This is a genomic window from Streptomyces sp. TLI_55 (genome assembly GCF_900206255.1).
Classification (GTDB): Bacteria; Actinomycetota; Actinomycetes; order Streptomycetales; family Streptomycetaceae; genus Streptomyces; species Streptomyces aquilus.
Map to the genome: position 1 here is coordinate 9,196,895 of NZ_OAOJ01000001.1, position 26,466 is coordinate 9,223,360.

19 protein-coding genes and 2 pseudogenes are annotated in these 26,466 nt (G+C 70.0%); 14 read left to right on the plus strand and 7 right to left on the minus strand.

The genetic code is table 11. From position 1 onward, the window contains the following. Positions 1-279: 279 nt before the first annotated feature. The 3 genes from CRP56_RS41995 to CRP56_RS42010 all read left to right on the plus strand — a co-directional run bounded on the left by CRP56_RS41995 (position 280) and on the right by CRP56_RS42010 (position 2,861). Positions 280-1,260, plus strand: coding sequence for an NADPH:quinone reductase (locus CRP56_RS41995; protein WP_097273252.1), 981 nt, complete (start codon positions 280-282; stop codon positions 1,258-1,260). A gap of 668 nt (positions 1,261-1,928) precedes the next feature. After that, entirely contained in the window at positions 1,929-2,471 is a 543-nt protein-coding gene (locus CRP56_RS42005) for a hypothetical protein (protein ID WP_143664990.1), read from the plus strand. Between the two features lie 45 nt (positions 2,472-2,516). Then, entirely contained in the window at positions 2,517-2,861 is a 345-nt protein-coding gene (locus tag CRP56_RS42010) for a DUF2750 domain-containing protein (protein WP_097273258.1), read from the plus strand. Here the strand turns inward: CRP56_RS42010 and CRP56_RS42015 are convergent. Further along, positions 2,858-3,073: pseudogene (locus CRP56_RS42015) on the minus strand (transposase); the annotation flags it as partial. The gene CRP56_RS42010 and the pseudogene CRP56_RS42015 sit on opposite strands and share 4 nt — an antisense overlap. A gap of 44 nt (positions 3,074-3,117) precedes the next feature. On the opposite strand from CRP56_RS42015, the gene CRP56_RS42020 reads away from it, so the two are divergent. The 4 genes and pseudogenes from CRP56_RS42020 to CRP56_RS42035 all read left to right on the plus strand — a co-directional run bounded on the left by CRP56_RS42020 (position 3,118) and on the right by CRP56_RS42035 (position 4,960). Continuing rightward, positions 3,118-3,465, plus strand: coding sequence for an NAD(P)H-dependent oxidoreductase (locus CRP56_RS42020; protein ID WP_097273260.1), 348 nt, complete (start codon positions 3,118-3,120; stop codon positions 3,463-3,465). Continuing rightward, a complete protein-coding gene (locus CRP56_RS42025) occupies positions 3,462-3,785 on the plus strand; it encodes a DMT family transporter (RefSeq protein WP_097273262.1) in 324 nt (107 codons plus the stop codon). Before CRP56_RS42020 ends, CRP56_RS42025 begins: the two co-directional genes overlap by 4 nt. Before the next feature lie 107 nt (positions 3,786-3,892). Continuing rightward, positions 3,893-3,970 (plus strand): annotated as a pseudogene (locus tag CRP56_RS48755) (IS5/IS1182 family transposase); the annotation flags it as partial. Between the two features lie 108 nt (positions 3,971-4,078). Beyond that, on the plus strand, positions 4,079-4,960 hold the full coding sequence (locus tag CRP56_RS42035) for an alpha/beta fold hydrolase (protein WP_097273264.1): 882 nt from the start codon (positions 4,079-4,081) through the stop codon (positions 4,958-4,960). Between the two features lie 316 nt (positions 4,961-5,276). Here the strand turns inward: CRP56_RS42035 and CRP56_RS42040 are convergent, their stop codons facing one another. After that, on the minus strand, positions 5,277-5,939 hold the full coding sequence (locus CRP56_RS42040) for a response regulator (protein ID WP_097273266.1): 663 nt from the start codon (positions 5,937-5,939) through the stop codon (positions 5,277-5,279). Beyond that, positions 5,914-7,086, minus strand: a complete 1,173-nt coding sequence (locus CRP56_RS42045) for a sensor histidine kinase (RefSeq protein ID WP_097273268.1) — start codon at positions 7,084-7,086, stop codon at positions 5,914-5,916. Before CRP56_RS42045 ends, CRP56_RS42040 begins: the two co-directional genes overlap by 26 nt. A gap of 175 nt (positions 7,087-7,261) precedes the next feature. On the opposite strand from CRP56_RS42045, the gene CRP56_RS42050 reads away from it, so the two are divergent. From CRP56_RS42050 to CRP56_RS42070, 4 genes are all read left to right on the plus strand, one after another. After that, a complete protein-coding gene (locus CRP56_RS42050; RefSeq protein WP_097273270.1) occupies positions 7,262-9,523 on the plus strand; it encodes an MMPL family transporter in 2,262 nt (753 codons plus the stop codon). A 255-nt stretch (positions 9,524-9,778) separates the two neighbouring features. Next, a complete protein-coding gene (locus CRP56_RS42055; protein ID WP_097273272.1) occupies positions 9,779-9,982 on the plus strand; it encodes a hypothetical protein in 204 nt (67 codons plus the stop codon). Between the two features lie 747 nt (positions 9,983-10,729). Beyond that, on the plus strand, positions 10,730-11,440 hold the full coding sequence (locus CRP56_RS42065) for a ThuA domain-containing protein (protein WP_097273275.1): 711 nt from the start codon (positions 10,730-10,732) through the stop codon (positions 11,438-11,440). After that, positions 11,410-12,537: a Gfo/Idh/MocA family protein gene (locus tag CRP56_RS42070; protein ID WP_097273277.1), complete on the plus strand. Its 1,128-nt coding sequence runs from the start codon at positions 11,410-11,412 to the stop codon at positions 12,535-12,537. Before CRP56_RS42065 ends, CRP56_RS42070 begins: the two co-directional genes overlap by 31 nt. Before the next feature lie 264 nt (positions 12,538-12,801). Here the strand turns inward: CRP56_RS42070 and CRP56_RS42080 are convergent, their stop codons facing one another. The 4 genes from CRP56_RS42080 to CRP56_RS42095 all read right to left on the minus strand — a co-directional run bounded on the left by CRP56_RS42080 (position 12,802) and on the right by CRP56_RS42095 (position 20,456). Then, positions 12,802-14,556, minus strand: coding sequence for a cellulase family glycosylhydrolase (locus tag CRP56_RS42080; protein ID WP_097273279.1), 1,755 nt, complete (start codon positions 14,554-14,556; stop codon positions 12,802-12,804). A gap of 125 nt (positions 14,557-14,681) precedes the next feature. Continuing rightward, entirely contained in the window at positions 14,682-16,163 is a 1,482-nt protein-coding gene (locus CRP56_RS42085) for a glycoside hydrolase family 43 protein (protein ID WP_097273281.1), read from the minus strand. Positions 16,164-16,246: 83 nt separating this feature from the next. Next, the gene (locus tag CRP56_RS42090; RefSeq protein WP_097273283.1) at positions 16,247-18,388 is read right to left on the minus strand and encodes an alpha-galactosidase; all 2,142 of its coding nucleotides are present in this window, start codon (positions 18,386-18,388) and stop codon (positions 16,247-16,249) included. An 82-nt stretch (positions 18,389-18,470) separates the two neighbouring features. Beyond that, positions 18,471-20,456: a beta-galactosidase gene (locus CRP56_RS42095; RefSeq protein ID WP_097273285.1), complete on the minus strand. Its 1,986-nt coding sequence runs from the start codon at positions 20,454-20,456 to the stop codon at positions 18,471-18,473. Positions 20,457-21,351: 895 nt separating this feature from the next. Here CRP56_RS42095 and CRP56_RS49380 point away from each other — a divergent pair. From CRP56_RS49380 to CRP56_RS47305, 3 genes are all read left to right on the plus strand, one after another. Further along, a complete protein-coding gene (locus CRP56_RS49380) occupies positions 21,352-22,014 on the plus strand; it encodes a ricin-type beta-trefoil lectin domain protein (protein ID WP_373559743.1) in 663 nt (220 codons plus the stop codon). Between the two features lie 282 nt (positions 22,015-22,296). Beyond that, positions 22,297-25,938 carry a beta-galactosidase gene (locus CRP56_RS42105; protein WP_306459463.1) on the plus strand — a complete coding sequence of 1,214 codons (3,642 nt, stop codon included), beginning with the start codon at positions 22,297-22,299 and terminating at the stop codon, positions 25,936-25,938. A 176-nt stretch (positions 25,939-26,114) separates the two neighbouring features. After that, the gene (locus tag CRP56_RS47305; protein ID WP_143664991.1) at positions 26,115-26,390 is read left to right on the plus strand and encodes a transposase; all 276 of its coding nucleotides are present in this window, start codon (positions 26,115-26,117) and stop codon (positions 26,388-26,390) included. Positions 26,391-26,466: the final 76 nt, after the last annotated feature.

Below are 26,466 nucleotides of genomic sequence, written 5' to 3' on the forward strand. Positions count from 1 at the left end.
ACCCAGGCCGCAGTAGGGGCATGCGTCATCGCCGTACTCGGCGTTGAAGCCGCGTTCTGGCCCTCCAAGCGGACGTCGAGGTCGCCGGGAGGGACCTCAGTGGGGCGCGGTGGCGCTTTAAGACGGCACCGCGATGGCTTACGGGCTCGGCCGCTGGCAAGGCATCCGCTGACCGCCCCGCCGGGGCGAGGACCGCCCCGGATCCGACGCCGCCCACGCCAACCCGCCGTCCACCCTAGGCTCGAAGCACTTTCAAGCCGATGAGCAACGGAGTCACCCATGCTTGCGTCCTGGTATGACGAACAGGGCCCGGCCGCCGACGTGCTGCACGTCGGCGAGCTGCCCGACCCCCAGCCCGGCCCCGGTGAAGTACGCGTGCGCGTGACCGTGTCGGGCGTCAACCCCGGTGACACCAAGAAGCGGCGCGGCTGGCTGGGCTCGTCGATGCCCTACCCGCGGGTCGTCCCGCACAGCGACGCGGCCGGTGTCATCGACGCCCTCGGCGACGGAGTCGACGCGCGCCGCGCCGGACAGCGGGTGTGGGTGTACGGCGCCCAGTCCTACCGGGCGTTCGGCACCGCCGCCCAGTACACCGTCGTGCCCGCCGACCTCGCCGTTCCGCTGCCCGCGCACCTCAGCGACGACCTCGGGGCGAGCCTGGGCATCCCCGGGATCACCGCCCACCGCACGGTGTTCGCCGACGGCCCCGTCGACGGCAAGCTCGTCCTGGTGCACGGCGTCCTCGGCTCGGTCGGCTCCCTGGCCGCGCAGCTCGCCAGCTGGGGCGGGGCCACCGTAGTCGGTACCGTACGGCGCAGCGCGGACCTGGACCATGTCGATGCCGCAGTGGTCTCCCACACGGTCGCTCTGGACTGCGCCGATCCCGCGGAGGCGATCCGTGCCTTCGCACCCGACGGCGTACACCGGATCATCGAGGTGGCCCTGTCGGACAACGCCGACCTCGACAACGCGATCGTCGCCCAGGACGCGGTCATCGCCGCCTACGCCACCCGCGCCGACCGGACCGAAATCCCCTTCTGGCCCCTGCTGTTCAACAATGTCATCCTGCGGCTGCTCGGCAGCGACGACTTCCCCGCCAATGCCAAACGCCAGGCCACCCGCGACCTCACCGCAGCGGCCGCCGTCGGCGCCCTCACCATCGACGTCGGCGACCGCTACCCCCTGGAAGACATCGCCAAGGCCCACGACCGCGTCGACGTCGGCGGCCGCGGACGCGTACTCGTCACGATCCCTCACTGACCGGGAGCATCGCCTCCGAACCCACAGGCATTCCGCCCGGCGACGCGGTATGTCCGCCAGCGCAATTACCTTGCCAGGACATCTCGCTCATGCCTCCTCCGGCCGACAGGTGAACCCCGCATCAGCGCGTGCGGCGGGTCACCGGCTGGCTCACTCGTCACCCCGCATCGCTGAGCGAGGACGAGCAGGCCGCGCTGAAGGACGTCCTGGCTCGCTGCCCCAAGCTGAACGCTGCCGCTGAGCACACCCGACCCATGCCGGGGCGCCCGGCGACCATCCCGGGTAGCTCCCCCCACCCTCCGCAGCGTCTTCTCAAGTTCGGTGCCGGCGTCATCGGCCCGGCCGCCGTCTTCCGCCGCGCCTCATGACCCGCGCGCCGTCCGCTCCCACCGTATGCGGAGGTGGGGTCCGTGTTGCTTGAGCCGCCCGGATGGCCAGGCCGGCCCGAAGGGCTGCCGCACTGGCCCTGCGAGGCCGTCGACGACGCGCTCGCCGCACGCGACGTCCCGCCCGTGCCCAGCGAACGTCGGAAAGATCTCGAACGGAGCTTCGCGGGGTTCCGCTACCATCTCGCGTTGCCGGAGATCGCCCACCTGCACACCACCGGTCTCGCCCGTGACGTGACGTCCGAGGCACATCCAAGATGCGGAAGAAGCTTGATGGCGGACATGACGAGCCCGGATGACGAAAAGCGACTGCCTGTCGCAGCTCTTACAGCGGCATGCGGTGTGTTCCTGCTGGTCGCCGGAGTGATCCTCGCGGGACCGCTCCTGCCCTTCAGGCTCAAAGACAACGCGCTGCCGAACGCTCCGCAGGAGAAGCACGGGGTGCCCGCCGCCGCTCTCCAGAAGACCTTCCGGCTCACGGTGCCGGCCGGGGCCAGGGACGTCTCCTACCTGATGCTGCCGGGCGACGGCAGCGCGGAGAGCGGTCAGGACCTCTATCTGCGCTTCCGTAGCACTCCCGACGGTCTGAAGGCGTTCGTGACCTCCCTGGGGACGACGGCCGGGGACTTGACGGCCGGGGACGCGGCCCTGGACCAGGACGACATCGACTCCGTCGAGCTTCCCTGGAAGGTCAATACCACGGGGCGGCTGGGCGGTCTCCACGTGGAGATTCCCGAGCAGGGCGACACCATGGGAACCGCCTTGCTGACCGTCGACGAGACCGAGCCCTCCGCGCCCTTGATCTCCGCACACGTGACCCTCTAAGAACCGCTAACGAAATGATTGACGGGGAACGCTAGGCTCAGTGGCATGAGTCAGAGCGGTTCGCAGGCGGCAGCATTCTTCCGAGATGCGCGTCAGAGCGGAGTGGTCTGGTTTGTTCGGGATGACGAGGGAAGCCCGGCTCCCCTCTCTGCGGACGGCACGCGAAGTCTTCCCTACTGGTCGACCTCAGCCCGGGCCCAGAGGGCGGCGACGATCTGGGGGCATGGGCTACGTGTTGAATCCATGTCCCTGGATGCCTGGCGCGATCGCGATCTGCCTGAAGCCGCCCGAGAGGGATACATGATCGGCATCAACTGGAGCGGACCGCGCCTCGTCGGCTGGAGCTTCACTCCGATGGAAGTCCTCAACCGACTGGCGGCTGGTGACTAGCCCACGGCGCCGCTCAACACGGAGCGCAGTCGCCGCCAGCAGATGAGTGCGCATCCGAGGGTGAGGAAGGCTTCGTGGATGTCGTCGCGTATCTCCCAGCGGATCCGCAGGCGGCGGAACCAGTGCAGGTGGGCGAACGTGCGCTCCACGACCCAGCGTTGGGTGCCGAGCCCGGAGCCGTGTTCGGTGCCGCGGCGGGCGATCTGCGGCTTCACTCCGAGGTGCCAGACCAGACGTCGTCCTCATCGCAACCCCGATGTACAACTACGGCGTCCCGGCTTCCCTGAAGGCATGGATCGACCAGGTCACCTTCCCCCGCATGTCGCTGACCGGACGCACCATCGTCGTGGCCAGCGCCCGCGGTGGCTCCTACCTCCCCGGCGCCCCCAAGGCCGCACTCGATCACCAGACGCGTTATCTACAGGACTTCGCCGCCGGTCACTTCGCCATCACAGACGTCCGCTTCCTGCACGCCGAACTGACGAATTCCGTGGTCGACCCGCTGCTGACCGATCTGAGGCCCCGGCACGAAACCTCCCTCAGCGAAGCTTTGAAGCAAGCGCGTGACCTCGGTGGCGATCTCGCCGCGAAGGTGACCTCATGAACTGGGTCTTTCTCGCCCTCGCCGGAGCGGTGGAGATCGGCTGGTCCCAGAGCATCAAGCCCACGCAGAACTTCACCCGGCCTCTGCCCACCGTGCTCTGCTTTCTCCTGGCCGCCGGCGCGGTCTACCTGCTCACCCTCGCCATGCGGACCATCCCGGTCGGTACCGCCTACGCCGTCTTCACCGGCATCGGCGCTGTCGGCGCCATCACGCTCGGGATCATCGTCAACCGTGACCCCGTCACGTTCCTGCGCACAGCCGCACTGGCCCTGATCGTCGGCGGCATCGTCCTGGCGCGGGTCGCCAGTCCAGAAGGCTGACGCCGGACGCAACGCGAAGCCGGCGGGGCTGAGCCTAGGTGCGGCATGTTGGGCGCAGGGTCTGTGGGACGTCGCAGCCGGCACTGTCCTCTCAGTCGCCTGGCCCTCGGCTCGCCGTCGCTGTCGGCCGGCCACTGCCCGGCAACCGGGAGGACTGCACGGCATGGGATCTGTCCGGCGCCAAGGCCGAGCTCATCAGACGGAGCGGCGCTTCGAGGTGTGAGTGTTGCCCTATCGCGGAGCGATGCCTGCCGCAACGATGAGTTTTCGGGACGGGGCCGGTCTGCACAGGTATGGAGACTCACACGCCCGAAGCATCCGGCGCGGACCTGGTGTATGACGTTCGTGGGCCACTGCCGGCCATGGATGGGCGCCCGCCGTTGTTCATGATCGGGCAGCCCATGGATGCCAGAGGCTTCGTCGCACTCGCCGCGCGTTTTCCTGAGCGGACCGTGGTCACTTACGACCCGCGCGGCCTGGGGCGCAGTACTCGTAAGGACGGGCGGGTCGACCACACGCCGCGGACCCAGGCGGACGACGTGCACGCGGTCATCGAAGCGCTCGGGGCCGGCCCGGTTGAGATGTTCGCCAGCAGCGGGGGAGCGGTCACCGCGCTCGCGCTCGTGGCGACGTATCCGGCAGACGTGACGACTCTGGTCGCGCACGAGCCGCCGCTCATCACCCTCACGTCGGACGGCCCGGCGGCTGAGCGGGCGCGGGCCGCAGTCCGAGATACCTATGAGAAGCGGGGATGGGGCGCCGGGATGGCCGCGTTCATCGCGATGACCTCGTGGAAGGGGGAGTTCACCGACGCGTACTTCGCACTGCCAGAGGCCGATCCCGCCACGTTCGGGATGCCCACCGAGGATGACGGCTCACGTGAGGAGCCGCTGCTGTCTGACCGGTCGTGGGCGGTCAGCAGCCATCGGCCGGATGCCGACGCGATCGCGGCTGCGCCGACCCACGTCGTGATCGCGGTGGGCGAGGAGTCCGAAGGCGTGCTGACCGGACGTACCGCCGTCGCGACCGCTGAACTGCTCGGCCGGCAGGTGACCGTATTTCCCAGCCATCACGGCGGGTTCAGGGACGGCGAGTTCGGATATGCGGGGAAGCCGGACGAGTTCGCGCATCGGCTGCGCCAGGTCCTTGACGGCGCCTCGCAAGCCACCCTCTGACCGACTGGCTTTCCGCCCTGGGTGCCCTGGGCTCGGCATGCTCGGTCGTGGCCGCCCGTGGCTGTTGGCGGGACGACCGACAGCCCCTCCCCGCAGCGCGCGCCAGCTGCCACGGGCAAGGCGCGTCCGGCCGTCGGACATGAGCCGACCGGTGCACTGACGTCGGGACGGGAACCGATGTGACATGGCCGGGCAGCACCCCGCACCCGGCACCCGGCGCCCCGCACCCGGCACCCGGCACCCGGCGCCCCGCACCCGGCACCCGGCACCCGGCGCCCCGCACCCGGCACCCGGCGCCCCGCACCCGGCACCCGGCTCAGCTTCCGGGGAGGATACGGCGCGTTTCGTAGGCCCACATCGCGATCTCGACCCGGTTGCGTGCGCCGAGTTTGGCCATGAGGCTGGCCAGATGCGTCTTCACCGTGCTGAGGCTGATGTGCAGTGCGTCGGCGATCTCGGTGTTGGTCAGCCCGCGAGCGACGGCGAGGAGCACCTGCTCCTCGCGGGCGGTGACGGGGGAGACCGGTTGGGCCGCGGGCCGGCCGGCGGGCAGGTCCGCGAATGTCTGGAGCAGACGGACGGTGACGCTGGGTGCGATGAGCGCCTCACCGTCGGACGCCGACCGTACGGCCTGCGCCAGAAGGTCCGGTCCCGTGTCCTTGAGGAGGAATCCGCGGGCGCCCGCACGCAGGGAGCCGTAGACGTACTCGTCGAGGTCGAACGTGGTGATGACGACCACGGCCAGCGGATCGGCGACGCCCGGCCCGGCGACCAGCCGGGTGGCCTCGAGCCCGTCGAGTACCGGCATGCGGATGTCGAACAGGCAGACGTCAGGGCGCAGTTCGCGGGCCAGACGTACCGCTTCCCGCCCGTCGGCGGCCTCGCCGACCACCTCGATGCCGGGCTGGGCGTTCAAAATGATCCGCAACCCGGTGCGGATGATCGCCTGGTCGTCAGCGACGAGGACGCGAATGGACAACGCTCTCGTTCCTCGCTCTCGGCAGTTCGGCGTCGACATGCCAGCCCCGGTCGGTACCCGGGCCGGCTCGTAGTGTGCCGCCGAGCAGGGTCGCGCGCTCGCGCAATCCGGTAAGTCCGTATCCGTCGCGGCCGCGGCCGGTGCGCCGACCGTCGTCGCGCACGCTCACCCGTACCGTGTGCCGTTCCGCGGCGACCCGGACGACGAGCTCGGTCGCGTCGACCGCATGGCGCAGCGCGTTGGTCACCGACTCCTGCACGATCCGGTAGACGGCCGCGTCCACGGCCGGGGGCAGCGCGTCCAGTTCGCCGTCGAGTCCCAGATCGACCCTGAGGCGACCACCCGGGGTGCGCACCAGGCGCTCCAGATCCGCGACACCGGCAGGCGGCGCCAGCTCGGCGCCGACCCCTCGGTCGCGCAGCGCCGCAACCATGGCGCGCATTTCCTCCAGCGTGCGCGCCCCTTCCTCCTCGACCCCCTCCAGTGCCTGGAGGGCGGCGGACGGGTCGGTGCCCGCGAGCACCCGGCCCGCCTGGGCGATGATCACCATGGCCGACACGTGGTGGGCCACTGTGTCGTGCAACTCCCGGGCGAGCTGCTCGCGTTCGCGGGAGCGCAGCTGCTCCAACTGCCGATCGCGAGCGGTCACCCTGAACCGCACGGCAGCCCCGATCACGCCGGGCAGCAGCAAGAAGACGAAGCCCACGAGCTTTTCGACGACCGGGGTCCCGTCCGTGACGACACACAGCGCGCCGACCGTGACGATCACCGCGCCGCCCAGCACGATCTCGCGTCCCGATCCCCACCGGGGCAGCGCGTACACCAGCACGAGCACGATCGCGCCGGTGTACAGGCCGACGGGCTCGCGCGGCTCGGCGACGAGCGAGGCCAGCGGTTGCAGGGCCACCGAGCCGAACGCCAGCGTCACCATCGCCAGCGGGCGGGTCCGGCGCCACAGGGGCAGCAGGCACAGCCAAACGGTGAACACCACCGCCACCGGCCGCCACACGACGTCCTCGCGCAGGGCCGCCTCCAGCACCACACCGGCCAGGCCCGCGGCGAGCAGCGCCCAGTCCCGCCGCACCCGGGCGGGCGCGTCGGGCGGCCGGGGTTCGGTCCACAGGGTTCGCAGGTCGTCTCGCAGCACGGTTCTCAGACTAGGGACCCCGGCGTGCCGCGCATCAGCCGAAAGAACGGGGTGTCACTCCGACTTGAGGCCGACGGATCCGCGGCCCGCGAGCCGATGCCGCGGAGAGCCGTGGCGACGAGCCTCGGCATCGGTGGCCGTACAAGGACGGCCGACGAGGTGGTTGGAGGACCCGATGCTCTCGAAAGCCCTGTTGCGCCTGGGCACAGGTGCCGCCCGTCATCCCTGGCGGGTGATCGCGGCATGGGTGCTCGTCGCCACGCTCGCCGTCCTCGCCGCCGTCGCCTTCGGCGGGCGGACCGCGGACTCGATGACCGCTCCGGGACTGGACTCCCGACGGGCCGCGGAGCTGATCGAGCGGGCCGGCACCGGACAGGAGGGGATGACCGCCCAAGTGGTCGTCACCCCCCTCGACGACGGTGCGACGTTCTTCGACGACGACGCCGCGCGCACCGCTCTCACACGGCTGCGGGCCGAGGTGCGGCGGCTGTCGCACGTGCTCGGCACGAGCGACCCGGCGGGCGCGCTCGACGCAGGCCGGGACGCGGCTGTGCGCGGCGGCCTCGTCTCGGCCGACGGCCGGATCGCGGTCGTCCGGGTGCAGTACGCCGACCAGAGCCGGCTGTCGGCCGAGGACCTCGACGCGCTCGTCGGTCTCGGCGAGCGGCTGCGTGCCCAACTGCCCCTGCGGATCGAGATGGGCGGGAGCCTCTTCTACGCCTTCTCCGACCCCGACGGCGGCGCGAGCGAGCTGATCGGCCTCCTCGCCGCGGCCGCGATCCTGTTCCTGGCCTTCGGTTCGCTCGTCGCCGCCGCGCTGCCGATCGGCATGGCGGTCTTCGGGCTGACCGTCGGGGTCGCCACGATGACGGTTCTGGCGGGGGTGACGGAGGTTCCCACCTTCGCGCCGGTCCTGGGCAGCATGGTCGGCATCGGAGTGGGCATCGACTACGCGCTGTTCGTGCTCGCCAGGCACCGGGAGTACCTCGCATCCGGGCTCCATGCGCAGGCGGCGGCCGGACGAGCGGTGGCGACGGCGGGGCGGCCGGTGGTGTTCGCGGGCGGCATCGTCGTCGTTTCGATCCTCGGCCTCGCGGTCGCGCACGTGCCGTTCATGACAGTGGGAGGGATCGCCGTCTCGATCGTCGTCCTGACGACGGTGCTCGCGTCGGTGACGCTGCTGCCGGCCTTCCTCGGCGCGGCGGGTCCGCGCCTGGCCCGGGCCGGCCGGATCAGCCGCGCTCTGCGGAACAGGAGGCTGGGCCGCCTCGGCCGACCGAGGGACACGGCGCCGGGCGCCGTCCCCGCCGCCGGGTGGCGGCGCTGGGTCGGGCACGTCGGCCGACATCCGGTGCCCTACGCGGTCGGCGCGGCGGGGCTGCTGCTGATCGCGACGCTGCCCGTGCTCGGCCTGCGCGTCGGCCTGCCCGACGACGGCTCACTGCCGCAGAGCCGTACCGAGCGCCGGGCCTACGACCTCGTCGCCGAGGGATTCGGCCCGGGCACCAACGGCCCCCTCGTCATCGCCGCGGACCTTGCCGGTGATCCGGGCGTGGTGGACCGTCTCGTCGCAACGATCGCGGCGGATCCGGGGATCGCGTCCGTCGCGCCGGCCCGCATCGATCGCGACACCGGCGTCGCGACCCTCGTGGTGTTCCCGACCACCAGCCCTCAGGACAAGGCCACGGCCGACACCATCGCCCGGCTGCGTGCCAAGGTGCTGCCCGGGGCCGTCGGGCACGGCCCGGCCACGGCGCACGTCGGCGGCGCCGCCGCGAGCCTGTCCGATGTGGGCCGACGCACCAGCGAACGTCTGCCGGTGTTCGCCGCCGCCGTGCTGGCGATGTCGTTCCTGCTGCTGATGCTGGTCTTCCGCTCGATACTCGTACCGCTCAAGGCGGTACTGCTGAATCTGCTGAGTATCGGCGCGGCCTACGGCGTCATGGTCGCGGTCTTCCAGTGGGGCTGGGGAGGCGCACTCATCGGGCTGGAAGCGACCGTTCCGATCGTGTCGTTCATCCCGATGTTCCTCTTCGCCATCCTGTTCGGCCTGTCGATGGACTACGAGGTGTTCCTCCTCTCCCACGTGCGCGAGGAGTACCTGCGCACCGGCGACAACCGCACGGCGATCGTCGAGGGCGTCTCGCGCACCGCGCGGATCATCACCTCGGCCGCCCTCATCATGGTGGCGGTCTTCCTGTCCTTCGCCGTCGCCGACGACCCCTCCACAAAAATGTTCGGTCTCGGCCTGGCCACCGCGATCCTCATCGACGCCACGGTCGTACGCATGGTGCTGGTACCGGCGACCATGACACTCCTCGGCCGGACCAACTGGTGGCTGCCGAAGTGGCTGGACAGGATGCTTCCCCGCGGCCCGGTCGGCACCGACGCGGAATCCACGGGTGAGGCCCCGCGTGCACGGCTGGTTGACCATTGACTCAACTCCCGCCCGCCCTCCGAGACCGGCTAAGGCGTTTGCGCTGGTGGTCGCGGTTTCCGCGGGGGGAGTACGCCTAATGGGACGCGAAGGACGGCAAGCAAGTCCTGTTCCCCGGTCTGCCGTCGGGAGACTGGAGTCGGCCTTCGTGGCGCGGGCCGAGCCGTTGAGTAGGCCCGGACCCGAGGACTGCACCATCGCCCGCCGCCTGTTCGAGGAAGTCCCGAGCGCGGCTACACCGGCGGCGAGAGCGTCGTGAAGAAGTACGTGGTCAAGCTCCGCGAGAAATTCCCGCACGACCCGCCCCGCAAAGCACCGTCCGTCCGGGACGTGACCAGCTGGCTGACCCGCCACCCCGACCGTCTCACCGACGAACAAGCCCAGCAGCTCAAAGCGATCCTGACCCGCTGCGCCGCGCTCGACCGAACCTCCCACCATGTCCGCCGTTCGCCGAGTTGATGAACGACCGCCAGGGCAAACACCTCGACCAGTGGATCGCCAGCGTCCAGGCGGATGACCTGCCCGCCCTGCACACCTTTGCCACCGGCCTTGGCCAGGACCTCGACGCCGTCGTCGCCGGCCTCAGCCTCCGCTACAGGTCCAGTGATCCAGAACCACTTTTGAGGCCTAACCGACAGGGAATGGTGGCCCCGTCACACCACTTCTGTGTGGTGGTGCCACAGGGGGAGGTTCGGTGACGCGGAACCGGCAGACGGCGATGCCGTCTTGGATACAGCGGACCCACACGCCACCGGCGACGGTGCCGGTCACGTGCGTGACGCACGGGGACTTCCCGCGGCACCTGCACTGCGGCAGGAACGGCCCGCGAACGCCTCGGACCGAAGGTGTCGTGCACGCGGGCGCCCGGCCCGACATGACTACCCCGGCTGCCGGAGTATGTCGTGACTCTTCAGGCACAGATGGTGGATCACCCACAGGAGCGCTCGGACTGCTGGCGTTCCAGGTTCTGCCCCTCACCGACCGGGAGCTGGAGATCCTGCGCGCCGCCCGCACGGGCGCGTCGATCGCTGAGATCGCGGCTGACGGAGGCCACGTCCGAGGCCGCCCGTGAGCGAAAACTTTCGCGGAATCCGGTGGCTCTTCCCTGCGGGCGAGCGCCTGACGCATAGTGAGGGCGCCGATCTTCGGCCTCAAGTCTCAGGACTGCGGCTTGAGAAGAGGCGAGAAGGGACGAGTAGGCACGCGATGACGCTGAAGAAGGCCCTGGTGGTCAGAGGCGGTTGGGAGGGGCACCAGCCGGTCCGGGCCACGGAGCTTTTCCTGCCCTTCCTGCGCGGCAACGGATATGACGTCCGGGTCGAGGAGTCGACCGAGGTCTACGCCGACGCCGCCGTGTTGGCCCGCACCGATCTCGTCGTGCAGTGCGTCACGATGTCGGAGATCAGCGGCGAGCAGCTGGCTGGACTGAGCGCGGCGGTCGAGGCCGGCACGGGCTTCACCGGCTGGCACGGCGGCATCGCCGACTCGTTCCGTGCCTCGTCCGACTATCTCCACCTGGTGGGAGGGCAGTTCGCGACCCACCCGGGCAAGGAGCCCTGTGAACGCCGGGGCGTTCAGGAGGACAACTACCTGCCGCACGTCGTCAACATCACGGATTTCGGCCGCGAGCACCCCGTCACCGCCGGCATCGAGGACTTCGAGCTGCACACCGAGCAGTACTGGGTGCTCCACGACGACCTGATCGACGTCCTGGCCACCACCACCCATCCCGCCCGGCCGTGGCAGCCCTGGCACCGGCCGGTGACCTCGCCCGCGGTCTGGACCCGGCGGTGGGGTGCCGGGCGGATCGTGGTGACGACCCCGGGGCACAGCCTCGACGTGCTGGAGAACCCGAACGTCCGCACCATCATCGAAAGGGGCATGCTGTGGGCGACGCGCACCGCATCGGCGTCGTAGGTCTCGGCGTCATCTCCCGCGCGTACCTGGACACGCTCGTCGGCCACCCCGCCGTACGCGTCACCGCGGTCGCCGATCTCGACGCCTCCCGGTCGGCAGCGGTCGCCGCCGAACTGCCCGGCGTGCGGGCCATGTCCGTCGAGGAGTTGCTGAGCAGCCCGGATGTGGACACGGTGCTGAACCTCACCGTCCCCGCTGCCCACTCCGAGATCGCCCTCGGCGCGATCGGCCACGGGAAGCACGTCTACGGGGAGAAGCCGCTGGCCGCCGACCTGCCTGCCGCGTACGCCGTGCTGGAGGCCGCCGCGCAGGCCGGCGTGGGTGTGGGATGCGCGCCGGACACCGTGCTGGGCACCGGAATCCAGACGGCGCGCGCGGCGGTGGCGGCGGGAAGCATCGGGCGCCCCCAGTTCGCCTCCGCCGTGATGGTCACAGCGGGCCACGAGCGCTGGCATCCGCACCCCGACTTCTACTACGCCGCCGGGGGTGGCCCGCTGCTGGACATGGGGCCGTACTACCTCACGTCCCTGGTCCACCTCCTGGGCCCGGTGCGGGCCGTGATCGGGGCCACCAGCCGGCTGCGCAGCGAGCGCGTCATCGGCTCCGGCCCGCGCGCGGGCGAGCGGATACCGGTGGACGTCGACAGTCATGTCTCGGGCGTGCTCGAGCATGCGAACGGGACTCTGACGACGATCACGACGAGCTTCGACGGGGTGGCCGCCACAGCCGCGCCGATCGAGGTGCACGGCGACGCGGGCACCCTGGCGGTCCCGGATCCGAACCACTTCGACGGCGAGGTACGCCTCTTCGAGCTCGGCGGCACCCAGTGGCACCCGCTTCCCGCGTCCGCGGGCTACATGGACGGCACACGCGGCCTCGGCCTGCTCGACTTCGTCACCGCAGGCGAGCGGCGGGCACCCCGCGCGAACGGTGACCTCGCCCTGCATGTGCTGGAGACGATGAGTGCCCTCCTGCGTTCGTCGGCCGAGGGCCGGCGCATCGAGCTGACCACCTCGGCGGAGCCGCCCGCCGCCGTTCCGCTGACGGCCGCCGCGCAGTGGAGGGGCGCCGACGCCCGCCGGGCCGCACAGCGCTGAGGGCCGGCATCGAGGGCCGCACTGGCTCCGCGGTACGACGCCCCAACCTGCCCTGCTCAGTGCGTCTCGATCAGCTCCAGCAGATTGCCCTCCAGGGCGGCGACGTACGCGTACCGCATACCGTCATTGGCGCCGGGCGCCGGCGGCGACACCGCAGCAGCAACGCAGCCCTGCGTCAGACGGGCGAACGCGCCGTCGAGATCCGTGGCTGACCGGGCAGGAAGAAGGCCCCGGGCGCCAGGGGACACCCGGGGCGGGGAAGGGTCAGGCGACGGTTCCGGTCACCGTGCTTGAGGATTTCGTCACGTGGTACGTCACGGTGGCTCCGCTCCAGAAGTGGAAGACGAGCGTCGCCTGGGTGTCCTCGCGTAGTGAGTTGACGAACTTGGAGGTGAGGAGAAGACCGTTGCCCGGGTAGTCGGGAGAGAAGGCCTCGTTGAACTCCTGGTAGGGAGTCCAGTTGGTCGGTCCGGCGTTGGTGCCGTCGGCGTACGTGGCCTCCATGGTGGCCAGCTGGTCACCGCGGTACTGGGTGGGGATGGTGAGTCCGCCGGCGTCACCGGTCGCGTCGGAGAGCACCGGCTTGTCGTACGTGGTCACGTGGATCTTCCAGGGCAGCCCCCGGGAGAAACGGGCCTCGATCGTCGCGTTGACCCCGTAGGCGCGGTCGCCGGAGAGCCGGGTCAGTGCGGTGGCTGTGAGTGTGAGCTGGTTGCCGGAGACGGTGTAGTCCCGGCCCTGGACGAGCTTCTTGCCGTCCTGCCACACGCCGCGGAAGGTGGTGCCGTTCGGGTTCAGGGTGAGGGTCCTGGCGGTGATGGCGCTCGACTTCTCCAGGAAGATCCGGTCCGAGGAAGCGGTGCCCGAGCGGGTGGTCCAGCTCGTCTTGATCAGGTTGATCAGCTCGGGGTCACGCCACTGCAGCGTGGAGCGGTTCAGGAAGTTGTAGGCGTCCCACAGGGCCGTGGTCACCCCGGAGATGCGGGCCTCGTAGCCGAACATCTCGAAGTACTTCAGTGCCTCGCCGCGTTCGACACGCGGCGCGGGTTGGAAGTGGTCGGGGTAGGACAACAGGCCGTACTCGCCCAGGTAGACGGGGATTCCCTTGGAGACGAGGGTGTCGCGGAGCCGGGCGAAGTTGTCGGTCAGGTCCTTCTGGGCGGTGGCGTCGAACTGGGTGCCGCCGGCGATGTTCACGCTGAACGGGTACCAGCTGTAGTAGTGCACGGTGGCCACGAGGTTGGGGTCGTTCAGCGACTTCATCTCGCTCACCAGGGCGTCCAGGAAGACCTGGCCGGAATTGGTGTGCAGGCTGGGCAGGACGAGCAGACGGGTCGCGTTGTTGCCGCCGGACTGGCGCACCACGCTGTGGAACGCGGTGTTCAGTTCGTCGTTGTACTGGATGCCCTGGGCGTCGGTGGTGTTGTTGAACTGCGGCTCGTTGTTGCTCTCGAAGAGCAGGCTCTGCGGGGAGTCCTTGAACGTGGCGGCGATCTGCGTCCAGGAGGCCTTGAAACGGGCCAGGACGCCGTCATGGTCGGTGGGCATGTCGGCGATCCACTGCCACGAGTCGTGATGGACGTTGATCACGACGTAGAGACCGTCGGCCAGCGCCCAGTCGACCACCTGCTTGACGCGGGTCATCCATCGCGCGTCGATCGTGTAGGGGGCGGTCGAGGACTGGTGGTCGGTCCACGTCACCGGGATCCGGACGCTGCGGAAGCCCTGGGACTTGATGGTGTCCAACAGGGCCTTGGTGACCAGTGGGTTGCCCCAGGACGTCTCATCGGGGATGGCGTCCAGGGTGTTGCCGAGGTTCCAGCTGGGCTGCATCGCGGCCACCGTGCCCATCGGACTGAGCGCGACGTTCTCCGTCGCCGCGGACGCGCCCTTGTGGGACGGTACGGCGAACGCGGTGGTGCTGGTCAGCCCGATCGCGGCGACCAGCGCCAGCAGCAGACCGAGCACCCGGCCCGGGCCGCCTCTGCGCCGGTCGGTGGGGTGGTGCGTTCCTTTCATCTGTGACCTCTCTCTGTCGGCCGAGCGGGTTCCGCCCGTGGGGGGAGATGGAGCAGAAGACAGCAGGCAGCAGGGGGCGGGGCGTCTTCGGAAGTCGACGTCGTGCCTCGGCTCGCCGCGCCGGTTCAGAGGCCGAGCGGCTCGTAGTCGAACCAGTCGAAGTGCACGGTGCCGGCCGCCGCGTACAGGCCGATGACCCGTCCGGTGAAGCCGCCTGCCACCTCGGTCGACAGGTAGCGGCCGTCGAGTGCGCAGAGAGCGGTGAAGGTGCCGTCCGGCTCCTCGACGCCGAACGTGAGGACATCGGGGCCGGTGCGGGGGCCGTTCGGAGGGGCGTCGCAGACGTTGAGGCGCAGAACCACGGGCCCGGCCGGCACGGGACGGGATGCCGCGACGGTGCGGAACGGTCCGACGCGGCTCAGGACGCGTACCTGGCCCTCGGCCGCCTCGATCTCGTAGTGGTGCTCCTCGTCCAGGCGGACGGCGAGGCCACCGCGCCCTTCGGCGGGGTCGATCCGGGTGCGTATCCGGCAGGACAGGTGCTGCTGGCGGCGGCCGGCGAAGACGACGTCCGGCTCGTCCAGCGAGGCGCCGCGGGCCCGCAGGGTCAGCCAGCCGGACCGTTCCTTGGTGGTGCAGTGCTCGGCGGGACGGTCGCGCACGGAGATCCACTGCGGCCGCAGCTCGCTGAGGTCGAAGTCGTCCCGGACCTCCGCGGCCGGGCCGGGGACGAGCGGCCATGCCGGCGCGGGCAGAACGGACGGCACCTCGCCGACGACGGGCCAGTCGTCCACCCACGTGACCGGTGCGAGGAACGTCTCGCGTCCCAGCACGTGCCAGCCGGGGGTGCCACCGCGCGGGCGGACCCCCAGCAGCACCAACCACCAGGAGCCGTCGGGTCCTTGGACCAGGTCGGCGTGCCCGGTGTTCTGGATGGGGCGGTGAGTGCCGCGGTGGGTGAGGACCGGATTGTCCGGGCACGGCTCGAACGGGCCGGTGGGCGTGCGCCCGCGGGCGATCGAGACGGCGTGGCCGCGCTCGGTGCCGCCCTCGGCGATGAGCAGGTACCAGTACGTGCCGATGCGGTACAGATGCGGCGCTTCCGGCGCCTGGGCGTCGGGGGTGCCGGCCCACACCTGGTGCGCGGGTCCGAAGGTCTCGCCGGTGTACGGGTCGATACGGACCTGTGCGCCCCCGGCGACCGTGCACCAGCAGGTGCCGTCCTCGTCCCAGGCGAGATCCGGGTCGATGCCCTTCACCCCCGGCAGTCGGACCGGGTCGGACCAGGGCCCGGCCGGGTCGGTGGCGGTGAACAGCAGGTTGCCCTCGCCCTCGGCCACGTTGGTGACGATCAGCCAGAAACGTCCGTCGTGGTGGCGCAGGGTCGGGGCGTAGATCCCGCCGGAGGACGGCATGGCGGCCGGCAGACGCAGTTGGGCCGGCCGGTCCAGGGCGTTGCCGATCTGCGTCCAGTGCACCAGGTCGCGGCTGTGGAAGACGGGGATGCCGGGGAAGTACTCGAAGCTGGAGCAGACGAGGTAGTAGTCGTCTCCGACGCGGCAGATGCTGGGGTCCGGGTGGAAGCCTGGGATCACGGGGTTGGTCATGGTGGCGTGTCCGCCCGCCGCATTTCTGACATGGGGTCAAGTCCCTTTCCTTCAGCGGGTCGTTGTCAGGTGGCACCGGCGGTTCAGGGCACGTCCGGCACCGTGAGGGTGAGGCGGAGCAGCACGGCGGACGGAGCTGTGGGCAGCGTCAGCGTCAGGTCGGCGGCATCGGGGTTCCAGGCGGCGACGGCGGGGCTCTCGGTGGGGTAGAGGACGTCGACGCGAGCGGCGGAGCCGCGGAGGTGAGGCAGGGGAAGGCTCATGGTGGACTCGCCGCCGGGGCGGCGCCACACGGTGAGGTAGGTGGCGGCAGGGGTGCGCATGGCCAGGGCGAGCCACGGGTCGTCCCAGGCCGGCAGGCCGAGCGGCCACGCGGGGACGGCCTGAGGCAGGTCGGCGCGGATGGCCTTGTACACGGCCACGGCCTCGTGAACCAGGGCCCGGGCGTCGGGCCGCAGGTCCGGGAGCAGGCCGGAGAGGTGGATGCGGCCGAGGAGTGCGCTCGCCATGGTGAAGGCGACCTCGTCGAGGGAGTCCTCCGGCAGCGGGTAGGCCCAGACGGCCCCCTGCTCGGGGGTGACGGCGGTGGGCGCGGAGGCGGCGATGGGTGCGTACAGCTGGAGGTTCTGCTGGTCGCTGGTGGACTGCAGTTGCAGCCGCGACAGCAGTGCGTAGTCCCAGCGCATGCCTCCGGAGGAGCAGTTCTCCACCACGAGGTGCGGGTAGCGGTCCAGGATGCCGTCGAGCCAGTCCAGTTGGGCGCGGTTGTGGCCGAGCAGTCCGGCGGCCGGGGTCTCGCCGGGGTGGGCGCTGGTGCCGGAGCCGGGGTCGATGTTGTGGTCGAGCTTGAGGTAGCCGACGCCCCACTCGCCGACCAGACGGTCCACGACCTGGTCCAGGTGGGCGCGGGCGGCCGGATGACGCAGGTCCAGGTGGTGGCGGCCGGTCTCCGTGACGCGCACGCCGTCGCGGCGGAAGAACGCCTCGTCCGGCAGGGCCTTGGCCATGGGGCTGCGTACGCCGATCACTTCCGGCTCCAGCCACAGGCCGGGCACCATGCCGCGCTCGCGGATGCGGTCCAGCACCTCGTGGATCCCGCGCTCTCCGGGGAACCGGGAGGCGGCCGGCTCCCAGGCGCCGACGCTGTCCCACCAGCCGCCGTTCTCGTCGTCGTACCAGCCGGCGTCGATGACGAAGTACTCCGCGCCCGCCTCGGCCGCCGCGTCGATCAGCGGCAGCAGTCTCTCCGTGGTGGGGTCGCCCATCAGGCAGTTCATGTAGTCGTTGAAGATGACGGGGAGTCGCCGGTGGTCGGAGTGCGGGCGGCGGGCCGTGCGGCGGTAACGGGTCAGCGCGGCGAACGCGTCGTCCGGCCCGCCGTCGGCGCTGAAGGCGAGAGCGACGGGTACGGTGCGGAACTCGCCGCCGGGCTCCAGGGGATGGCGCCAGCCGTGGTGGGTGTCGGTGGGGCCGAACAGGGCCAGGTAGGCGAGCCGGTCGCGTTCACCGCACTCCCAGTGCCAGCCGCCGCCGTTGTGCTCGATCTGCCACACCCAGGTGCGCCCCGAGTCACGGTCGGTGAAGCCGCCCATGGGCAGGCGACCGCAACTGGACCACACACCCCGGCCGGTCTGCGTGAACTCGCCCTTGCCGTTGTCGTAGACGACCACGCGGTCGCTCAACACCGGCGAGGTCACCCGCATCGGCCGGCGCTGCCAGCGGCATTCGGCGACCCAGTCGTTCTCCGCCCACAGCAGATCCGCGCCCCCGATGGCCTCCGGGCCGTCCGCGAGACACCCCACGACCAGGGACGAGACCGATTCCAGGTGCAGTGCCGACTCCCCACCGTTGCGCAGGACCACCTCGCTGCGCAGCACGGGCACCCCGTCCGGCGAGCGGTAGGTCACCTCCGCGACGAGCCCGGTTTCAGGGTCGCGGAGTTCGACGGTCAGCACGTGCCAGTCACCGTCGCGGGACACGCGGTGCGCGCGGTGGCGCAGCCGTCCGCCGACGTACGAGTCGATGAGACGCCCGCCCGACCAGGCGCGGCCGTGCCCCGCGGCCGTGACCTCCAGCAGGGGCAGCGGAGGCCAGTTACGCCGCTCGGGAGGTGTCCCGCCGGGGAGGCCGATGTGGGTGAGGCGGGCGGTGCCGTCCTCGCCGACGTCGATCTCGACCTCCAGGGCCGCGTGGCCCCATCGGAGGGTCTGCGGTGCGCTGGTCATGGTGGCCTTTCTGGTCGGGGAGAGACGTGCGGGGCGGGCCCCAGCGGTAGCCCCCGCGGTAAGGGAGGGACTCGGGCGGGGGTCAGGTGGTACGGAGCACCGCGCAGCCGCCGGGCGGCAGTTCGGACAACGTGCTGCCCGTGAGCAGGTCGTGGGCGGGCTCGGGCAGGGGCACGGGTTCGGGGCGGTGGTTGATCAGGACGCGCCAGCTACGGCCGTCCGGGGCGCGTCGGACGACGGCCTCGACCTGAGAGGGCAGGCCCGGCACTTCGGGATCCGCCCCTGCCTCGTCGAGCAGCCGGGCGACCAGGGCGGCGTAGCCGGCGTCGTCCAGGCGGGTGGAGAGGTACCAGCCCTGCCCGGTGCCGAAGCGGTTCCGGGTAAGCGCCGGGCTGTCAGTAAGCATGCCGTGGGTGTAGGCGGCGAGCGTCTCGGCGCCCTCCGTCCGTAGCGACTCACTCCAGACGGTGCCGTGCGATCCGTCCGACAGGGCGATTCGCTCGTCCCGCCGCAGCGGCCGGTACTCCTCGACGCGGATGCCCAGGGCCTCGCGCAGCGGCTCGGCGGGGTAGCCGCCGAGGCGGGCGTGCATGCGGTCGTCGACGTATCCGCTCGCGTGCTGGACGAGGAGGGTTCCGCCGTCGGCGACGTACCGGCGCAGGTTCTCGGCCGCCGCGTCGGACAGGAGGAACAGGGCTGGTGCGATGACGAGCGGGAAGCGGCTCAAGTCGTGCTCGGGGTGTGCGAAGTCGACGGTGACGCCGGCGTCCCACAGTGCCCGGTGCGCCCGGCCGAGTGCCGCGTGGTAGTCGAGGTCGGGGGAGGGGAGGCCGTCCACGCCGAGCGCCCACCAGGCGTCCGCTTCGTGCAGGACCGCCACCGAGGCGGTGACCGTCGATCCCGCCAGCTCGCCGAGCCGGGCGACCGCCTCGCCGACGTGCGCGACCTCACGGAAGATGCGGCTGTCCGGCCCCGCGTGCGGGACCATCGCCGAGTGCCACGTCTCGGCGCCGGCGCGGGACTGTCGCCACTGGAAGAAGAGGGCGCCTTCCGAACCGCGCGCGATGTGGCCGAGGGTGTGGCGCAGGATGTCCCCGGGCTCCTTGGCGAGGACCCGGTCGCGGTCGTAGACGGTGTTGGTGCCCTGTTCCATCAGCAGCCAAGGGCCGCCGTCGGCCAGGGAGCGGGCGCGGTCGGCGTGGAAGGCGACGTCGGCGGCGGCGTCCAGGCCGGGAGCGCTCGGGTACTGGTCGGATGTGACGACGTCGAGTTCGCGGGCCAGGGTCCACAGGTCGACGTTCTGGTAGGCGGGGAGCATCAGGTTGGTGGTCACCGGCCGGTCGCTGTGCGCGCGGATCGCGTCGCGTTGCTCGCGGTAGGCGGTGATGATCTCGTCGGACCAGAAGCGGCGGAAGTCCAGTGCCTGGCCGGGGTTCTTGTGCCACTGCGTCACGCGCGGCGGCAGTACCTGCTCCCAGAAGGTGTAGCGCTGGCTCCAGAAGGCCGTTCCCCACGCCTCGTTGAGGGCGTCCAGCGAGCCGTGGCGCGCGCGCAGCCACACCCGGAAGGCGGCGGCGGTGTGGTCGCAGTAGCAGAGCGTGCCGTACTCGTTGTGGACGTGCCACAGGGCGACGGCGGGATGGTCTCCGTAGCGTTCGGCCAGGGCGGAGGCGATCCGGCGGGCCGCGCGGCGGTAGGCGGGCGCGGTGAGGCAGTAGGTGTCGCGGCTGCCGTGGGTGAGGCGGGTGCCGTCCGGGGTGACCGGCAGCGCGTCGGGGTGGGCCAGGGTGAACCAGGGCGGTGGGGAGGCCGTCGGGGTGGCGAGGTCGACGGCCACGCCGTTCGCGTGGAGGCGTTCGATGTGGGCGTCGAGCCAGGCGAAGTCGTAGCGGCCCTCGTCCGGTTCCAGCAGGGCCCAGGAGAAGACGCCTATGGTGGCCAGGTTGACCCTGGCCCGGCGCATCAGCGCGTCGTCCTCCTTCCACACCGGTTCGTCCCACTGCTCGGGGTTGTAGTCGCCGCCGAAGGCGAGGCCGCCCAGGCGGTCGGTCAGGCTGCGGGTGGTCATGACGGGTCCTCGGGAAGAAGGGACGCGGCAACTGCCGGGCGAGTTCTGGCCCTGGTGACGGTGGTGAGGGAGCGGCTCCACTCCAGCAGCGGGGAATGGGCGGGCGGAGCCGCTCCCGGTTACGGGGCGGGGGTGCGAACGGGCGGCCGGTTCACCCCCTGATCGCGCCGGAGAGCACACCGGTGCGCAAGCGCTTCTGCCCGAACGGGCGGATGATCAGCGGCGGTACGAGGGGCAAAGCTTCTGCGGTTCAGCTCGTTGCTCAAGGCGGCGGCCCCACCCTCCACATCGTCGAAGCGCTTCACCTGGCCGGGAACGTTAATGACACGTCTCCTGCGAGACAAGAGGGCAGGCATCAAGAAAATCTCTCTGGCTCAGGCTGTTGACGGCCTGTCGCGGCGATGCGCGCGTCGAAGCGCTTCGATGACCGCGACCAGCCTGCCTGGGCGTCTTCCTCGTGGGTTCTTCGTCCCTGCCCCCGCCCGGCATCCGTTCCACGACCCGGTACCGCCGATCGACACACGCGCCGAGACCTGCTCGGCGGCTCACGCTCGACGAGCGGATCCGCGCTGCTGCACCAGAACGCACCGGCCGTCGAGCGCCTCGGTATGGCCGCGTCGCGCCTGGGATCGAAGGGACGAACACCTGCACCCCGGCGAGCTTGTAAGTTCCTGTACAGGCTTGTTGGAAACTGTTTCATTTTGCCGTCGCGCCCCTTGTCAGGGTCCCTCAGAAGTCCTACGGTTCCGGGCGTGCCTCCAGAGTCCCTCGCGGAACACCTCTTGGGACGTCACAAGCCACCACAGTTGAACAACATCCAACCTCCCCATGAGGAGTGGACGTGTCCTGCTCTTCACCCGCAAACCGACCACAGGCAAGATCGCGCCCAGCGGGGGTGCCGGCAGCCCGTCTTACAGCACGCACGGCGAGCACCGCCGGTGCCGGGGTGGAGATTGGGGACGGCAACGGCCAGGCCGACCAGTCGTGGGAAGCGACGCCGACCGGTGAGTTGAGGGTGTCCGGCGACTCGATGTGCCTGGAGGCCTGCAACAACCAGACGACGCCGGGCGCCAAGGTGGACATCTGGAACTGCAACGGACAGAGCAACCAGCGGTGGCAGGTCAACTCCGACGGCTGCATTACCGGTGTTCAGTCGAGTCTGTGTACCAACCAGAGGTGGGCCACTTCGGGAGGCAGCGTCCGCCGCCCGGCTGCTGCTCGAGCCCCGTGTGGCCTGGAGCCACGCAGCGGGCGACGTACCTGCTCTGCTACCTCTACAGCCAGTACGGCGAGCGCATTCCCTCCGGCCGGGAGGAGTCCACGTGGGTGGCCGGGCCGGACTACGAGAAACCCGCGAAACGGCTTCTGCGACGTGGTGAAGAACATCGTCGGCTCCTCTGTGCCGATCGCCCTGCACGAGAACGGGCCCATCCGCGACCCGGATCACTCGCCGTCAACCGACACCCGCTGGAGCTTCTTCAACACCTGGAACACCGACCACCTCCCACGTCCAACTCAGTGGCCGAACCGTAGAAGATCCACAACAGTCCCCACGTGATCACCCGGGACGAAGTACCCAACCCGAAGTAGACAACCTGGGTTCCGGGGTTGCTGGTTTCACGGATCCGGGAGCCGCTCGCACCCAGGGACCGGGATCGACAGGCGTTCTGACGGCCGGCCATGCGATCCCCTGCGAATCCACTCCACTTCCGCGGTCCAGTGGCCTCATTGCAGGCCGGGTCTGGAACCGCCTTCTCAGGAATCAGGGCCTGTCATGTTCAATGAGGGAAGAACGCACGGTCGTGTGGCCCCCCGGCGCATGAGTCGGCTGGTATCTGCGGTGGCTGCTGGGGCACTGTCGGCGGGGCTGCTCTCGGCCACCGCACCACCGGCCGCTGCCGCATCCGCTCCGGCCGCCGTCCCACGAAGTGCCGCGGCCACGCACTCGATCACCTACGACGACTATTCGTTGAAGATTGACGGCAAGCGGTTATACGTGTGGTCGGGTGAATTCCATTACTGGCGGCTGCCCAGCCCGCAGGCGTGGCGTGACGTGCTCCAGAAGATGAAGGCCGGTGGGTTCAACGCCGTGTCGATCTATTTCGACTGGGCCTACCATTCGCCCAAACAGGGCGTGTACGACTTCAGTGGCGTCCGCGACGTGGACAAACTGCTGGACATGGCGGCGGAGACCGGCATCTATGTGATCGCACGCCCGAGCCCGTACATCAACGCGGAGACGGATTCGGGTGGTCTTCCCGGCTGGCTGATCAAGCAGCAGGGCACTCCGCGAACGGCAGCGCCGGATTACCTGTCGGCGGCGGATGAGTGGCTGTCGCGCATCGATCCGATCCTGGCCCGCCACCAACTGACCAACGGCACCGGCACGGTGATCGCCTACCAGGTGGAGAACGAGTTCTACAACGGGAATGCTGATGGCCACGCCTATATGCAGCACCTGGTCGACAAGGCGCGGGCCGACGGCATCACCGTACCCCTGACCGGCAACAACAGCGGTGTGCACAACGATCTGCTGGACATCGACGGCCCTGACTCCTATCCGCAGGGCTTCGACTGCTCTCACCCGGACACGTGGAACGCCCTGCCTGACCTGAGTTGGGGCCACAAGGCGGGTAAGCCGCTGTACCTACCCGAGTTCCAAGGAGGTGCGTTCGACCCGTGGGGAGGGCCGGGTTACGACAAGTGCCGGGAGCTGACGAACGGTCAGTGGGAGAAGGCGGCGTACGAGAACAACATCGGTGTCGGCGCCACCATGCAGAGTTTCTACATGACGTACGGCGGCACGTCGTGGGGATGGCTGGCCAGCCCCGGCAACGGCTATACCTCCTACGACTACGGTGCTCCGATCAAGGAGGACCGGGAGCTGACCGAGAAGTACTACACGGACAAACGGCTGGGGTATTTCGTCCAGTCGGTTCAGCCGTTGGCGAAGACCGACCTGGTTCCGGATGCTCCGGCGCCGGCCGACGCGGAGTTGAGCCAGCAGGTCCGGCGAAATCCCGATGACGGCACGACCTTTGTCGTCGTGCGTCACAAGGACGTCAACGACACCTCCACCGTTCAGACGCAGCTGAACCTGGGGCCGGATTATCCGAGTGTTCCCCAGGAGCCGGGGACGGCTGTCACGATCGCCGGCCGTGACTCCAAGCTCTTGGTCGCCGACTACCGCATGGACCACCAGGATCTGCGGTACTCGACATCGGAGCTGATGACGCACGGTGATTACGGGGATGGTGTGGACACCGCGCTGTTCTACGGCCGGCACGGCCAGGACGGCGAGACGGTGCTCCACTACGCTTCGCGTCCCCGGGTGACGGTGCTGGCCGGCAGTGTGAAGCAGACCTGGGACGCCGCGCGAGGTGACCTGCGGTTGAACTACACGCACGACGGGCTTGCCCAGGTGCTGGTCCAGCCGGCCGACGGCAGCACCCCGCTGCGGCTGCTGCTGGCCGACGACGCGACCGCCGACCGGTTCTGGCAGTTGGACACCGGCCGCGGCCCGGTGCTGGTGCGCGGTCCGGAACTGGTGCGCACCGCAGCGTTCACCGATGACCAGCTCAGGCTGACCGGCGACACCGACAAACCCAGCACGCTGCAAGTAATAGCCGCTCCCTCGGCCCGGACCGTGACTTGGAACGGCAAGCGGGTATCGGCGACCGAGCAGCAACTCCCGGGCCCCGTGCCCGTGGCCCTTCCCACGCTGACTGGCTGGCGTACCAAGGCGGAGGCGCCGGAGTCCCAGTACGGGTATGACGATGCCGCCTGGCAGGCGGCGGACAAGAACACCACCACCAACCCGCAGAAACCGGCCGCACCGCCGGTGCTCTACACGGATGAGTACGGCTTCCACAGCGGGGCGGTGTGGTACCGCGGTCATTTCCAGGCCGCCGGAACCGAGAAGAGTATCTCTCTGGCCGCCGGCACCGGCAATCAAGGGGTCTATCTGGCCTGGCTCAACGGGGTCTTCCTGGGCAGCAGTGGCGACGGCGCGCACGCCTTCACCTTCCCCGCCGGCGCCCTGCGCCCGGGCACGGACAACGTCATCTCGGTCCTGGTGGAGAACATGGGCCACGACGAAGCATGGGTCTCTCCCTACGGCAACAAGAATCCGCGTGGTCTGCTGTCGGCGTATCTGACCGGCTCGACCCGGCAGTTGAGCTGGCGCATCCAGGGCAAACTCGGCGGTGAGGATCTTGTCGACCCGGCGCGTGGCCCGTACAACACCGGTGGTCTGACCGGTGAGCGCCGGGGCTGGTACCTGCCGGGCTATCCGGACGCCGACTGGAAGCCCGCGGCTCTGCCCGCCTCCGGCAGCGCGCCGGGGATCACCTGGTACCGCACCAGTGTCAACCTGTCCCTGCCCAAGGGACAGGACGTTCCCCTGGGCATCCGTATCGACGACGACCCCTCTCGCCACTACCGTGCGCTGATCTACGTCAACGGTTGGATGGTCGGCCAGTACGTCAACGACATCGGCCCACAGCACTCCTTCCCCGTCCAGCCGGGCATGCTGCGCACCGATGGGCGTAACACCATCGCCATCGCCGTGTGGAATCAGGACGCCACCACCGGCGGACTGGGCAAGGTCTCCCTGGAGGAGTACGGCAACCACACCACCTCCCTGACCTATCCGCCCATCGCCTCCCCGACCTACGGCCAGGTGCCCCACCAGGAGGCCGTCGCCACCGCCGATGTCAGGGTGAGCGCCCCGGACGTCCTCAAGCGCGGGGAGAGCGGCCGAGTCACCGCGTTCTACACCCCCCGCCGCAACAGCGGAACCGCCCGCGACACCACCTTGGCCCTCACCCTGCCCGACGGCTGGAGCGCCACACCCGACACCGTCCAGCACATCGGCACGGTGCAGCCGGGCAGCACCGCCACCCGCACCTGGACCGTCACCGCCCCCACCGGCGACCAACCCGGAGCAGCCGCCTTCGGCGTCACCGCCACCACCCACCAGAACGGCCGGACCGGATCAGCGACGGGATCGGCGACCATCATGGTCCCCGTGCCGCCGCCCACCGGTAGTCCGTTGGTGTCCGCCCTGCCGTTCACCTCCACCAACGGCTGGGGCCCGGTCGAGCGTGACACCTCCAACGGCGAAGACGCCGCCGGCGACGGTCACACCATCACCCTCAACGGCACCACCTACACCAAGGGCCTGGGGGCGCATGCCCCCTCCGACGTCACCGTCAACCTCGGCGGCAACTGCACTGCCTTCACCGCCGTTGTGGGCATCGACGACGAAACAGGCGGCTACGGAAGCGTCACCTTCACCGTCCTCGCCGACGGCAAACCCGTCGCCACCACCGACGTCCTGCGCGCCCATCAGGACCCCGTCACCCTCAACGCCGACATCACCGGCGCCCAGCACCTCGACCTCGTGGTCGGCGACGGCGGCGACGGCAACGGCAGCGACCACGCCGATTGGGCCAACGCCCGCCTCACTTGCGCCAATTGAACCCGACCAGCCCAACAACCAACCCCCGCACGGATCTCCCACCCGTACGGCAAGAGACCGCTCCCACCCCTGGGGCATGTATCGAGTCGTGATCAATCTGCGGGATTCGCTGTCGCGGCGGGGTCCGGTCCGGTCGATGTTCCTTGCGTGACGCGAGTGGAACTGACGGGCGCGGAGTGGGAGTTCATCGGGCCGTACCCGCCGATCGGCGAGTACGGCCCGTCTCCCGTGCGGTTGCGGCAGCACCGCCCGGCAACGTCCACGACAGCGTCGCCGCCCGCGAAGTCCTCTTCCGCCTGCGCCTCATGCACCCGCAGATCACGATCGTCTGGGCAGACTCGATCTACGCGGGCACTCTCGTCGCCTGGGCCAAGTCCTTCCTCGGCCTCACGATCAAAACGGTCAGCCGCCCCAAGACCGCCAAAGGCTTCGTCCTCGTGCCGGTCCGCTGAGTGGTCGAGCGGAGCCTGGCGTGGTGGCTCCATGCCCGCCGTAATGTCCGCGACTACGAGACGCTCCCTGAGCACG